Source organism: Flammeovirga aprica JL-4 (genome assembly GCF_012844305.1).
GTDB classification, from domain to species: Bacteria; Bacteroidota; Bacteroidia; order Cytophagales; family Flammeovirgaceae; genus Flammeovirga; species Flammeovirga aprica.
In genome coordinates this window covers 1-13,494 of record NZ_JABANE010000161.1, presented here as the reverse complement: position 1 = coordinate 13,494, position 13,494 = coordinate 1, and the positions used below count along the sequence as shown (strand labels likewise).

The 13,494-nt window shown below is 35.7% G+C and carries 9 protein-coding genes; 6 read left to right on the top strand and 3 right to left on the bottom strand.

The annotated features are described in order from the left end of the window. Positions 1 to 13: 13 nt before the first annotated feature. Entirely contained in the window at positions 14 to 835 is an 822-nt protein-coding gene (locus HHU12_RS31075; protein WP_169660636.1) for a hypothetical protein, read from the bottom strand. A gap of 699 nt (positions 836 to 1,534) precedes the next feature. On the opposite strand from HHU12_RS31075, the gene HHU12_RS31070 reads away from it, so the two are divergent. The 3 genes from HHU12_RS31070 (at position 1,535) to HHU12_RS31060 (ending at position 7,645) form a co-directional block, all read left to right on the top strand. Continuing rightward, positions 1,535 to 2,095 carry an exonuclease domain-containing protein gene (locus HHU12_RS31070; RefSeq protein WP_169660635.1) on the top strand — a complete coding sequence of 187 codons (561 nt, stop codon included), beginning with the start codon at positions 1,535 to 1,537 and terminating at the stop codon, positions 2,093 to 2,095. Between the two features lie 152 nt (positions 2,096 to 2,247). Further along, entirely contained in the window at positions 2,248 to 3,069 is an 822-nt protein-coding gene (locus tag HHU12_RS31065) for a hypothetical protein (RefSeq protein ID WP_169660634.1), read from the top strand. A gap of 505 nt (positions 3,070 to 3,574) precedes the next feature. After that, positions 3,575 to 7,645, top strand: coding sequence for a hybrid sensor histidine kinase/response regulator transcription factor (locus HHU12_RS31060; RefSeq protein ID WP_169660633.1), 4,071 nt, complete (start codon positions 3,575 to 3,577; stop codon positions 7,643 to 7,645). Positions 7,646 to 7,798: 153 nt separating this feature from the next. Here the strand turns inward: HHU12_RS31060 and HHU12_RS31055 are convergent, their stop codons facing one another. Both HHU12_RS31055 and HHU12_RS31050 read right to left on the bottom strand, forming a co-directional pair. Beyond that, a complete protein-coding gene (locus HHU12_RS31055) occupies positions 7,799 to 8,707 on the bottom strand; it encodes an alpha/beta hydrolase (RefSeq protein ID WP_169660632.1) in 909 nt (302 codons plus the stop codon). A 249-nt stretch (positions 8,708 to 8,956) separates the two neighbouring features. Continuing rightward, entirely contained in the window at positions 8,957 to 10,639 is a 1,683-nt protein-coding gene (locus HHU12_RS31050) for a glycoside hydrolase family 43 protein (RefSeq protein ID WP_205960042.1), read from the bottom strand. A gap of 362 nt (positions 10,640 to 11,001) precedes the next feature. On the opposite strand from HHU12_RS31050, the gene cobT reads away from it, so the two are divergent. The 3 genes from cobT to cobC are packed head-to-tail and all read left to right on the top strand — an operon-like array spanning position 11,002 to position 13,355. Further along, positions 11,002 to 12,018, top strand: coding sequence for a nicotinate-nucleotide--dimethylbenzimidazole phosphoribosyltransferase (gene cobT, locus HHU12_RS31045; RefSeq protein WP_169660630.1), 1,017 nt, complete (start codon positions 11,002 to 11,004; stop codon positions 12,016 to 12,018). Further along, on the top strand, positions 12,019 to 12,807 hold the full coding sequence (locus tag HHU12_RS31040) for an adenosylcobinamide-GDP ribazoletransferase (RefSeq protein WP_169660629.1): 789 nt from the start codon (positions 12,019 to 12,021) through the stop codon (positions 12,805 to 12,807). Next, positions 12,792 to 13,355, top strand: a complete 564-nt coding sequence (gene cobC, locus HHU12_RS31035; RefSeq protein WP_169660628.1) for an alpha-ribazole phosphatase — start codon at positions 12,792 to 12,794, stop codon at positions 13,353 to 13,355. Before HHU12_RS31040 ends, cobC begins: the two co-directional genes overlap by 16 nt. The last annotated feature ends 139 nt before the right edge of the window (positions 13,356 to 13,494 follow it).

Below are 13,494 nucleotides of genomic sequence, written 5' to 3'. Positions count from 1 at the left end.
ACGGATGGTTTCTTCAATTCATGTCACCCAAAAACAGCTTTGTGATTGGGCGACGTAAGTTTATATACCTAAACTTTTTATTTGATACAGTATCATTTTGACGTTTATAGTTTCCTTTTTTTAAATTAGAAAATTCATCCTTCAATTCTTGTCTATATCTCATCCTCATATCATTCAGTTCTTGTTTTTCTTTTTCAGCCTCTAACCTATCTTCTTTATACAGATTTTCTAGGTATTTTTCTGTGCCAATAGAATCATATTCAAAATCAATGTCACTAATATTTGTATCGTACTGATCACCTTCTACTTTAGTCGGAATTAATTCAACATTGAATGGGTACCCTTTCAACTTACCACTTTTATATTCGCTTTCAAGTTGTTTGAGTATTTTTAATGTTTGGTCAATGCTTGTGTTGTTATCAAAGTTGATCGCGATAATTTTTCTGTTTTGTCTTGCCTTTTCTACACTGTTGAAATGACGAATAATTTCCTCTACAGTATTGGATGTAAAATGTTCCATAAAGTAAAACCGAGTAGTTTTAGGGCAACAATAGCCAGTAGAGATACAGTGATTCGCATTATTATTAGTGTAGTAAACCGTATCGTTATAATTAATTCTTAGATAGCGATTAGGTGCTATATGATCATATTTTTTCATTACACCCCAAATGGATTTATATAAATCAATTGTTTTTTCTAATGAATCAACAGTTAAAGTTGGAATTAATTCTTGGTGCTCAAAAGAGATAAAATCAACTTGATCATACTTTGATTTCTCTTCTTCTACATTGGTACATGAGACACAAATAATGAAAAGGAATATCTTTTTTAGCATTGATAGTTATTATTAATATTGGACTGATAGAGTACAATGACACCATAATTAAGTTTGCTATTAGAATGTTGCAAAGACAATTTACACTTTACTGTATTACAAATCAAGAACTGATTTCTTTGAGAAATTGCGGAAGAGATTAGTCACAAACCTTTCTTTAAGTTAAATACTAAATACGTTATTGCTTAGTGTGTGGTCTGTTGGTAGAATATAATGAGCTATAGGCAATGAATGAATGGTTATTATGGTGGTTCGTAAGCCACAAGGCATTGTGGCTCTACAGAGCGGTAACCAAGTACGAGGCCACTTTAATAAACATTCCAGAACCATTACTCTTTCCGATTAGTTTTTGCACTGGACCTTATCAATTTCCTAAGAATCACCCTAAATCACTGATTTATTGGTTTTTATGGAAATTATACGAAAAGATAATTTTTTGCCTTCAAAATGAGTGATTTATGTTAGAAAATACCTGAAATTTAAGGTAAACTTTAAGATACAATGGGATAAATAGAAGGGGGAAGTTGATGAAAACGTTTCACGTGAAACAATTTATTGTATTATTTAAAGAAAATGGAACGCGTTGATTTTTAGGGTTTAATATAAAAATGTGATGGAGTGTGCTGAGGACAGTCATTTCAAAAAATACAAATTTAGCTTAACTTGAAGGCTTGAGATATTATTGGAATAAAAGAAAAGATGGATAATAAAATACTAATCATAGATATAGAAACAACAGGCTTCCTCAATCAAGGCGGACATATTGCTGAAATAGGAATGGTAGAGCTGGATCTAAGAAATGGAGACAAACAAATTGTTTTTGATAAAGTATGCCATGAGAAGGGGATGACGCTGGAAAGTGTAGAAAACAGCTGGATTGTGAGTAATGGATATATGACGGTTGATGAAATTAGATACAGTAAAAATCTAGAACACTTAAGAGAAGAAGTGCAATCAATCATCAGTACCTATACTTTGGGAGCAACCGCATTTAACCGCTCTTTCGACTTTGACTTTTTGGAAAGCAGAAACTTTTCGTTCCCTAGAAAGTTAGATTGTCCTATGCAGTTATCTACTGATATCTGTAAGGTTTCTTGGAACAAATACTATAAAAAATGGAAGTGGCCCAAAGTGGAAGAGGCTTATGATTTTTTCTTTCCTGATAACGATTACACAGAAATACACCGAGGAGCAGATGATGCATTTCATGAAGCAGATATTGTGATGGAGTTGTATCGAAGAGGGGTTTTGAAGGTGTAGTTTGAAAATTAGTAACGATAAAATACGTTTCTTTTACAAGAAAGGTCTAAAGGAGTTTCCAATAAAGTAATAATTTGAAACTAATTGGGAACTTCTTTGGGCTAATGGGGGAAATATAGCAGACTGTTTGTGCGTAAAAAATAAGTAGGGAAATGAAAGATGTTCCCTTTTTTCTTATCGATAACAGTGCTATTAAAACCAAAATGAGAAATCTAATTTTATCCAGTTTAATGATATGTTTTTTTTCTTGCTCATCAATATTGAATGAGCAAATTACAGCAGAAAATCTTTATGACAATACAGAAAAGGCTGTAAAAGCAATCAACAAAGGGTACGACACACAAGCCTTAGTAACCTTATGTACTCCGCTTTCAGACAAAGGCATTACATATCGAGAGTTATTTGCCTACGTAGATTCTATTTCAATTTACAGAGCTACAAAGAATGACTTAAGTAATGAAATAGTAAACCATAAAATGGCTAAACGAAAGATAGAAAGCGAAATTCAGAAACATGAAAAGTTGGTTCCTATTACAAAGAATTATAATACTGATGAAGTAAAATTATCACTAAGAGCCAAAGGGTATGATAGGACTTCATATTATTTGAGTATCATTCTTAATAAAAAAATTAAAGAGATACCAAGCAAATCAATACAAGTAACTGTTGCGTATCAGCAAGCATATAATAACAAGTCAATGAAAGAGACTTTTACTGTTCCAAATACCACGGGTACAAAATATACAGAAATGTCCGTCAACAGACTCAAAGATGCTTCAGTTAAGTCCGTAAGTTATACGATTTACAAACCTAAAAGTGAAGTGCCAGAAACGTTGTTTAGTGAGCTAGAAGAAATAGCTTTAAAATTACAAAATTCAGAAGGTGAAAATGAGCTGAATAAAGCGAGATATGACGTTTTTTCGAAGAACAATAAGGTAGCTTATTATACAAATATATTGTACCGTAATATATAGATTGGTTGTTTTCGTTTTGAAAAATATATAAAAAAGGAAAGAATATTAATTGTTTTGTTATTCAAAGAATGGAGTACATGTCGTACTATTATTTTGATGTCCCTTATCACTACATTTCCTCAATTCCCTTCAAAACATCCCACACTAAAATATTTTTCCAAAAAAAATCACCCCACAAATAGGGTTTCTCACCTCCTTTCGCACATCTATAAGTGTTAGAGTTGAAAAGACAGATAAGTGAAGTTGAGTAACCCATAAAATATCATTGTTTACTCTTTAGGAGGAAACCCTTGAAAGATTAAATTCTTTACCCAGAATATGGTCGAGGTCCTTTTCATAATTTTAGGGCCTCGCCATTTTTTCATTATAGACTTTTTGGAATGGAAAATATTAGGAGCAAAGATATTTTGAAAGAGAAAAGTCATCAATAAAAACCCTATTTTTTTTGTATTTTGCAGTTTTTAGATTGAAAGAATCTAATACCCTCAGAAATGATTACATCTTTATGACCTACTTTTTAAATAAAATATTTGTTGTCCTCTTACTGTTTTTTGTTTGTATTACCGCCTCAGTAGAAGCCACGCCAATTAAGTTGCCCAATTTTTCTGGTTCTGTAACGGAAGTGATTCAGGATAAAGAAGGATATATTTGGTTTGCCTCATGGGATGGTTTGTATAAGTATGATGGTTATGAAATTACGGTATTTGGCGAAAGGGATTATCAGCCGTTATTAGATAAAAAAATAGCGGCGATTATGGAGCATTCCAATGGTCAGATATGGATTGGAACGGACAATAATGGTATTTTTATTTTTGATAAAAAGACGGATTCATTTGAGCATTTGACGCAGAATTCAGAATCGGCCCGTACATTGAATATTCAGAGGATTACCTCTTTTTCTGAAGATGAGAACGGGAATGTGTGGATAGGAACACAAGGGAATGGATTGGCATTTTATAATGCAAGCGAGAAGATTTTTAAGGCGTATACACAAAGAGAACTGGGTGATTTATTTGATCGTCAACTCTTTCAGGATTTGGTGATTTCAGTGCATTTTGATCCTAACGGCTATGTGTGGTTTGGTACCATGCAGGGGTTAGGCTGTTTTAATGTGAAAACTGAAGAGGTGGCTTTATTGACGGGTGATGATTTTCATGGGGTATACAGTATTTATCAATCAGAACAGAATGAAATTTGGTGCTCGAATACGCAAGGGGTATTTACGGCTTCTTTTGAGCAAAAGGAACTGAAAGGAAAAGTGGTCAAGGAACTGATCAATAATAATAAATCTTATCTTCAACCCTCACCTTCCAAAGAGAATACATTGTGGTTTATGACGGCTAACAATGTGTATAGTATTGATTTGAAAACGAAACAAATTGAACTGAATCAAGAATATACAGAGAGAACCGGTTTTTCTGCCATTTTTGAAGACCGTACAGGTGTGCTTTGGGTGGGAACTCACTTTGGTGTGTATACATTGGACCTTTATAAGAAGCCAATAAAACCGTTACTGCAAAAAGAAATTGATCCTGTAGTAGCCATTGAAGAACGCAATGGGAAAGTTTGGATAGGGACAATTACTGGAAAGCTGTATTATGAGGCTTCAGATAAAAGTAATGGATTGGGAAATTATGTACAGCACGATTACCGTTTTGAGCAGATTACAGGGATAGTCAGTGAGGGAAATAATACTTGGGTAAGTACTGCCGGTAAGGGAGTGTATCAACTCAATTCCACTACTGCGAAAATTACTGGTACGTATAAGAGAAGCGATAAAATCACGAACTCTTATGTGATGTCAGTGAGTAAAAGTGATTATGATGAAAGCTTGTGGGTAGGTTTTTGGGATGCAGGTTTGGCGTATTATAATGCAGAAACGGATCAGTTTGTTTCTATGACTAAAGGAAAAGGACGTGTGTTGTTGAATGTTCCGATTATTAAAATTTACCCTGTTAGCAAGAACGAAATCTGGTTGGGTAGTAGAGGACAAGGGCTTTGGAAAGTGATGTATGATAAGAATTTTACGATTACTAAAATTGAACAGTTTAATGTGCAGACACCTACAATGAACACCTCGCTGGTATCAGATATTGTAGAAAAGGATAATCAAACCTTGCTGGTGGCCACGGAAAACGGCCTTTTTGAATTTATTAAAAGTAGAAATCATTTTTCACAGAAAAACATCCCTCATAAGTTATTAAAAGCGACAATCAGTAGTATTGTGAAAACACCTGATAATAAAATATGGGGTACTACATTGACCAATGCTTTTGAATGGAAAGAGGAACAGTTCTTTACTTATACCACAGAGGATGGTTTGTTGAACGAGCGTTATTATAATAAAGCAAAGAAACTAACTTCAAAAGGTAATGTGCTTTTTGGAGGTGAAAAAGGAGTGGATTTACTTCGAGTACCTTCTTTTAAGGAAAATCCTTACCCTGTGAAACCTATTATATCAAGGTTTGATTTAAACGGTAATGAAGTACACCCCAATGAGAAGATCAATTCTAAAGTGGTATTTAAGGATGTAATTCAGAATATAGAAGAAATCAATCTGAATCATGATCAAAATACCTTCTCTTTCTATCTTTCCACTTTGAATTATACCAAAGGAGACAAAAAAGTATTCCGTTATAAAATGGAGCCTTTAGATAAAGATTGGAAGGAAACATCGGGTGATAAACATGTTATTTCTTACAATGGATTGATGCCGGGTAATTATACCTTGAAAATTATGGCAGCCAATGTGGATGGTGAGTGGGGAGAAGAAGTGAAGGAATTGAAAATCAATATTATTCCTATTTGGTACAGGTCATTAACTGCATATATTATTTACGCTTTACTGTTTGTGGGAGCAATGGCCTACATTATGGTATGGTGGAGAAAGAAAGTACATACGGCCAATGAGGAGAAATATGAGCATCTCAAAATGAGAGATGAGAAGATCGAATACGAAAGAAAAGTGAACTTCTTCACCAACCTTTCTCATGAGTTGAGAACGCCGTTGACGTTGGTGTTAGGACCTATTGAACAAATTGCCAAAAACAGTACTGTAGCCACTGAAACACAGGAACCACTGGGGATTGCGTATAGAAATGCACAGCGTTTGTTGAGACTGACAGATCAGTTGATGTTTTTGACGAAAAGTCAGCATGGTCAGATGCGTTTGAATGTGAAGAAGGAAGCAACAGAGGTGATTATTAAAGATGCTACTGATGCGTTCAAACATATTGCGAAGAAGAAAAAAGTTAACTATACGATCAATTTTTTACCTGAAGTGCAGGAGGCAGTTTACATAGATAAAGTGATGCTGGAAGCGGTATTGTACAATATTCTTTCCAACGCTTTTAAATATAATGTGGCCAATGGAGGTGTGTGGGTCAATGTAGCTACGGTAGAGTTTGGAGAAGTACAACCCAAGTTTGTGAATTACAAAGGAAACCTGCCACAGAAGTATTCTCGAAAGTATCTGTCTATTGAAGTGAAGGATTCGGGTATTGGAATTAATAAGGAAGACCTTGAGATTATTTTTGATAGATTCTATCAGGTGAAAACCAAAAATGATGTAGGATCTGGTATAGGTCTGGCGTTTGCAAAATCCATTATTGAGGCGATGAAAGGGATGATTTATGTGGAAAGTGAGCCTTCCTTAGGATCTAAGTTTACCTTAATTATTCCTTCAGATGATGATTTCTATTCAATGGAAGATAAAGAGAACGAATCGTCTGAATTGGTTTCCAAACTCCTTTATTCTAATACTGAAAAACTGCAGTTTGTCAATAAGGCAAATCAGGAAGTAGAGAAGGCGAAGGTAGAGAAGGAAGAATTGATTTTGATTGTAGAGAAATCGGAAGAAATCAGAGAATATATCGCCAGTATTTTAGAAAAGGAATACAAGATCATGTATGCTGATAATGGTTTGGATGCTTATGAAAAAGTATTGAAATATTATCCTTCATTGGTGATTGCAGAGATCTATCTGGAAGGGATGAGCGGCTTGCAATTGGCAGAGAAAATTAAATCGGGAGAGAAGACAAAACATACACCTTTGATTTTACTTTCCTCTAACCCGGATACACAGGAACGTATCAAAGCACTAGAGGCAGGGTCCGATTCTTTTATTGCCAAACCTTTCTCTCCAAAGCATATGGAAGTAAGGGTAAATCAATTGCTGAAAATGAGATCCAACATCTTGGATATTGATAAGGGAGATCAGAAAACTAAGAAAAAGAAAAAGCAGGTAGCTGAGGTTTCTTTTGAAGATCAAGCTAGAAAAATCATAGAAAGCAATATCTCTGAGGCTGAATTCTCTGTTCCTGAACTCGCAAAAGAAATGGATATGAGTAATATTCAGTTCTACAGAAAAATGAAAGCTGAAACAGGTATGCCTCCGGTAGAATTTGTGAGAAATATACGCCTGCAGAAAGCATTAGAATTGTTGAAAACAAGTGAACTCAATATTTCTGAAATTGCTTATGAAGTAGGTTTTAATGACCCTCAGTATTTTAGAAAATCATTTAAGAAACAATTCGGTCAGACACCTACACAGTATAGAAAACCTATTAAGAGTTAAGAGGTAAGAATGAAGAGTTAAGAGTTGTGGCCCGTGTTTTATATAACATAAAAATGTCCAAATAGCTACCATTATTTGTTATATCGCTATAAATTACGGATGACACCCTTAATTAAGGAAGTACAGTCCTTAACTCTTCATTCTTAACTCATACTATTTTTCCAACCATTCTTCAGCCAAAGTTGCCCATTTCGGTGCTTTATCATTTGGGATTCCCATTCCGTAGCCGTGTCCGCCTGTTGGATATAAATGCATATCTGCTTTTACTTTATTTTTTACAAGAGCTTGGTAAAATAGGATGGCATTTTCTACTTGAACCACGCCATCGTCTCCAGAGTGGATGATGAAGGTAGGGGGAGTATTTGCATCTACTTGTAACTCATTTGAAAATTGAGCGACTAATTCTTTGGATGGATTTTTTCCCAATAGGTTATTTCGTGACCCTTTGTGTGTTACTTCATTATTCATAGTAATCACAGGGTAAATCAATAACATAAAATTAGGTCTGAAATCGTGCTGGTCTATATTGTCTTTTGCTGGGTAATAGGCCTTAGTATGTGTACCCAAAGTAGAGGCTAAATGACCACCTGCAGAAGAACCGATCACACCTACTTTATCTAGGTCAACATTATATTCCGATGCGTTATTTCTGATGATTCTCATGGCTCTTTGGGCATCTTGGATAGGAGCTAAATAAGAGGTTTTTACTGACCTCGCTTGAGGCATTCTGTATTTCAAAACAAAAGCGGCGACCCCTTTACTGTTCAGCCATTTTGCATAGTCTGTTCCTTCCCAATCATAAGAAACACCCGCATAACCACCTCCTGGAAGGATAAGAACTGCTTTGCCATTTGCACTTTGTTTAGAGGGTAAAAAGACAGTCAGCGTTGGTTTCTGTATCTTTTTTATAAAAACGATGTCTCTTTCAGGAATTAATTCCTTTTCATCTGATTTTTGGTAATTCGGAATGTCTTTGTCTTCCCAAAGGGGTATGATTTGCTGTGCAAAACCATTACAAATAGTCATCATCATGAGGAGAGGAAGTAAGAGTTGTTTTGTCATTTTAGTAGTGTGTTTAAAAGAGGAGTTACGTCACAGTAATCCCTGAAAAAAATTATATAAGCTTTTTTTGAATGAAGAATTAAGAATGAAGAATGAAAAGCATATGGTTTTTATGGTGGTTCTTGAGCCACAAGGCATTGTGGCTCTACACGGCGATATCATTTCAAATTAGTTATTCACATAAATCAAAAATATAATCTCACGGACCACAACACGATCCACCTTTCTACATTCTTAATTCTTCATTATTTATTCAAATCCTTTGTAGTTCACCCAGTCAAAATCAGCGTATTCTTTTGTTGGTTTTCCATTGCTTGTTGCATAAATACCGCAATATGCACCGGTGTAGCCACTGTTCCACCCAAAACTCAAGAGGTAATCTGACTTTGTAGTTTCAAAAGGAATAAATGTTTTTCCATTGTCTAAAGAATAAGAGAATACATATTTATTTTCCATTGAAAGCAGTTTGAAAATAATTTCACCTTTATAATCCGTAATCACTTCTTCTTTCAATACCTGTAACTCCTCCACCTTTTTCTCAGCAAGAAGAAGCTGTAGGACATGTTTCCCATTTTTCTTTTTCACTGTGAAGTTAATAAAATTATCATCCTTCTGAAAAATACTTATACCTGCTTCTGTCCCTTCTTTTTTAGCGTTGAATTTCATTTTTGAAGAATATTCAAAATCCGTTTCTTTCTGACGGATACCCATCAAGCTGGTTCTCCCTCTTTTTTGTATTACTTCAGGTTTTAAGAATAATCGAAGGTGCCCTTTCTTGGCACTAAGACTGTAAGTATTTTCCATAGGAACCCTTCTGAAATTCCATTCCAAATCTAACGGGTTACCATCAAAATTATCAATAAAAGCATCGTTTCTCAATTGTGGATGACTGTCAAAAGGAAGCTTTTCATTTTTCATCACACGGCCTGTCTCAGGAGCAACAACCGGCCAGTCATATTTGATTTCTTCCCACCAGAAAGGCACTCTTTCCCATTGGACAGGAACTAGAAAAGTCTCTCTGCCCATATTAGATGCACGCTGTACATCACCACGAATACCCAAAGCTACCATATACCAACGACCATCTTTTAGCTGTACAATATCGGCGTGTCCTGTAGAGTTCACCCAGTTGTCATACGAAAGGTTTCGCGTAGTCAGAATTGGATTTCTTTCATTCGATTCATAAGGCCCCGTCATGTTTTCACTTACCGCAATCATCATGGCGTGGTTGTAACTCGTACCACCTTCAGCGACCATCAAATAATACTTTCCATCATGCTTATACACGTGTGGCCCTTCAACCCAAACACCTCCACAAGCACCTCTGTATAAATAATGTCTTTCACCTTTTAATTTCCAATTGTCAAGGTCAAGTTGCTGTGTCCATATCTCGCCCTCACCTTCATAATTAGGGTTTTCTGGCGAATGCGTTCCTACAAACCAAACATCACCATTATCATCAAAGAAAATATCAGGATCAATACCCGGAGCCCCTTTAATAATATGAGGTTCTGACCAAGGTCCAGTGATCTTCTCCGCCGTTATAATAAAGTTGATCATTTTGGTAGGTGAGCCGTCAATAGGATTATAAACATTGGTGGTGATGATATAGAATTTACCTTCGTGATAACGGATGGTAGGAGCATGAATACCGCCGTTTTGTTGAACATCCACTAGGTTCATTTCACCGTTGCATTGATCAGCTCTGTGGAGGCCATAGCCTATAAATTCCCAATTGACCAGGTCCTTAGAGCGATGAAGGGGTAAGCCGGGGAAATACTCAAAAGAAGAGTTGACGATGTAAAAATATTCACCATCAGTGGTGATGGAAGGATCGGGGTAACCGCCTTGTAAAATTGGATTTTTGAATGTGTTTTCCTGTGCCCAAACCAACTGAGTCAGGAAAAGTAATAATAGGGTTAATCTTTTCATTTTCATTTATCATAATATCATGTTTGATTTTTTATCTAAAAAGAGATATTACAAACATGTTCTTACCACCCAAGTTAACAAACTGCACTATAGGAGCATAAAAATTGAATTAAATTTAGTAATGTTTAATTTTTTACTGCTCAGTTGTTTTTGGTACTCAGATAACGGATCATTTATAAGAAAGTATTATCACTAAGCGATAATGATTTTCATTCAGAAGGGACGTCCACTTAAAGATTAACATGCATTTAGTTTCTATAAGAGTTTATTATTTATGACTTTTACAGTCGGTAATGATACAATTGCGATAAATTATTTTTCAACTAAACTATTACAACAAAGCTTTTAGGGCTTCAATCAAAATGAAAAAAGAACTTCAACACAAAATCGACTTCAAAACAAAGCCTCTTGGATCACTAGGAATGCTTGAAAAATTAGCTTTGCAAATAGGAACAATCCAAAATACATTGTCTCCAACACTAAACAATCCGCATATGATTGTCTTTGCTGGTGATCATGGTATTGCGCATGAAGGTGTGAGCCCTTTCCCGCAGGAAGTTACTTTCCAAATGGTGATGAATTTCTTGCAAGGAGGTGCTGCGATTAACTCTTTCTGTATGCAGCATGACATTAATATTAAAGTAGTTGATTCAGGTGTAAATTATGATTTTGAACCCAATACACCATTGATCAACCATAAAGTAGGGAGAGAAACGGCTAGTTTTTTAACGGGTAAAGCGATGACACCTGAACAATATGAGGAATGTATTGTGAAAGGTAGAAGTGTGGTGAAAGATGCGGCGAAAGAAGGTTGTAATGTAATTGGTTTTGGAGAAATGGGTATTGCTAATACATCTCCTGCAACGATGATCTTATGTCAGATCTGTAACTTAACAATAGAGGAGTGTACGGGCAGAGGTTCAGGCCTTAATAGCGAAGGGGTACAAAAGAAACTGAAAACCCTTCAGGCAGCAAAGGAATTTCATGGTGAAATCGAAGATGCCAATGAATTGATGAGAACATATGGCGGTTTTGAGATGGCACAAATGTTGGGTGCATTCTTAGAAGCCAAAGATCAAGGGATGGTGATTTTGGTTGACGGTTTTATTACTACCAGTGTGTTTATGGTGGCGGCAGAAATCAACCCATCTATTCGTGAAAATGCCATTTACGCTCATCAAAGTGATGAAGGTGGACACCGCAAAATGCTGGAACATTTAGGAGGAGAACCGGTATTGAAACTGGGCTTGAGATTAGGAGAAGGTACAGGTGTAGCTATCGCTTATCCGGTGATCAAAAGTGCAGTACAGTTTTTAAGCACAATGGCAAGTTTTGAAGATGCCGGAGTGAGTAACCATGATGAATTTTTAGATAAATAAATGAGAGAAGAAATCAATATTTTCTTCACTTCCCTCATGTTTTATACAAGGATACCTTGTCCTTTTACTATAGATCACAACCCTGATTATATTAATAAAGCGACAAGGTATTTTCCTTTAATTGGGTGGATAGTTGGAGGTATTTCCTTTGTTGCTTTTTGGTTGAGTTCACTATTATTCGACACCTCTATTTCCATTGTTTTCTCTTTGTTAGTAGGGGTCTTAACCACTGGAGCTTTTCATGAAGATGGACTGTCAGACATGGCGGATGGTTTTGGAGGAGGATGGACCAAAGAGCGAATTTTGGTCATTATGAAAGACAGCAGAGTAGGGGCTTTTGGTGTCATTGCTTTGATCTTACTTTTCTTAATGAAATACGCCGGCTTGACACAGCTTTTTACATTAGCGTCTTCTAAGAACCTCTTTCTAGTTGCCTTACTTTTTATTGCTTATCATTCACTGTCAAGGTTGTGTGCCATCAGTATTTGTTTTATATCAGAATACGCCCGAGATGATGCGACAAGCAAGGTGAAGCCCATTGCAAAAGCCCATGGAGCGGTTGAAATTATGGGTGCATTTGTTTTTGGTTTAATTCCTTTAGCACTTTTAGCAGTATATAATTACTATTTCTGTATTGTGCTCCTTCCATTATTACTGCTTACTGTTTTATCAAAAAGGTATTTCGAAAAATGGTTAGGGGGATATACAGGGGATTGTTTAGGAGCAGTACAGCAGGTGGCTGAGTGCATCTGTATACTAAGTTTTATAGCATTATGGAAGTTTATGTAATTCGTCATACGGCCGTTGATGTGCCTAAAGATGTATGTTATGGTCAAATGGATGTTCCTTTGAAATCCACTTTCGAGGAAGAAGTACAAGCCTACAAACAAAGTTTGCCAGAGGGTTTTGATGCTGTTTTTTCAAGCCCTGCGCTACGATGTATGAAGCTTTCAAATGTATTGCCTTTCGACGATATTAAAACAGATAAAAGGTTATTAGAAATCAATTTCGGGAAATGGGAAGGGAAGAAGTGGAGTGAAATTGATCAGGAAGAATTGAACCCTTGGATGGATGATTTTGTCCATGAACCTACAGCAGAAGGGGAATCGCTTTCAGAAATGTATGAACGTGTTTTTTCCTTTTTGGAGGAATTAAGAAATAAAGATTTTGAGAAAGTATTGATTGTAGCCCATTCCGGTGTGATCCGCTGTTTGTGGGCTGCATTACTTTCTTTGCCTTTGAAAAACATCTTTAAAATTCCGGTAGGTTTTGGAGAAACCCTGATTTTTAATTTGGGGAAAGAAAAAGATTATGATCGGATTATTCAGACAAAATAGCTTTGGATTTTAATATCCATTTTATGCCCTTTCTTTTTATCTTTAATTACTAGGACTTAATTTTAGTTAAGTACTGAGACAAATTAAAATATAAGCTATATTTATACCCTAATTATGGGTCGTAAAACAAAAGTTATAG

Excerpts from the sequence above, each read along its gene's own strand:
- HHU12_RS31075 (WP_169660636.1), bottom strand. The coding sequence starts at position 835 with ATGCTAAAAAAGATATTCCTTTTCATTATTTGTGTCTCATGTACCAAT.
- HHU12_RS31070 (WP_169660635.1), top strand. The coding sequence starts at position 1,535 with ATGGATAATAAAATACTAATCATAGATATAGAAACAACAGGCTTCCTC.
- HHU12_RS31065 (WP_169660634.1), top strand. The coding sequence starts at position 2,248 with ATGAAAGATGTTCCCTTTTTTCTTATCGATAACAGTGCTATTAAAACC.
- HHU12_RS31060 (WP_169660633.1), top strand. The coding sequence starts at position 3,575 with ATGACCTACTTTTTAAATAAAATATTTGTTGTCCTCTTACTGTTTTTT.
- HHU12_RS31055 (WP_169660632.1), bottom strand. The coding sequence starts at position 8,707 with ATGACAAAACAACTCTTACTTCCTCTCCTCATGATGATGACTATTTGT.
- HHU12_RS31050 (WP_205960042.1), bottom strand. The coding sequence starts at position 10,639 with ATGAAAAGATTAACCCTATTATTACTTTTCCTGACTCAGTTGGTTTGG.
- cobT (WP_169660630.1), top strand. The coding sequence starts at position 11,002 with ATGAAAAAAGAACTTCAACACAAAATCGACTTCAAAACAAAGCCTCTT.
- HHU12_RS31040 (WP_169660629.1), top strand. The coding sequence starts at position 12,019 with ATGAGAGAAGAAATCAATATTTTCTTCACTTCCCTCATGTTTTATACA.
- cobC (WP_169660628.1), top strand. The coding sequence starts at position 12,792 with ATGGAAGTTTATGTAATTCGTCATACGGCCGTTGATGTGCCTAAAGAT.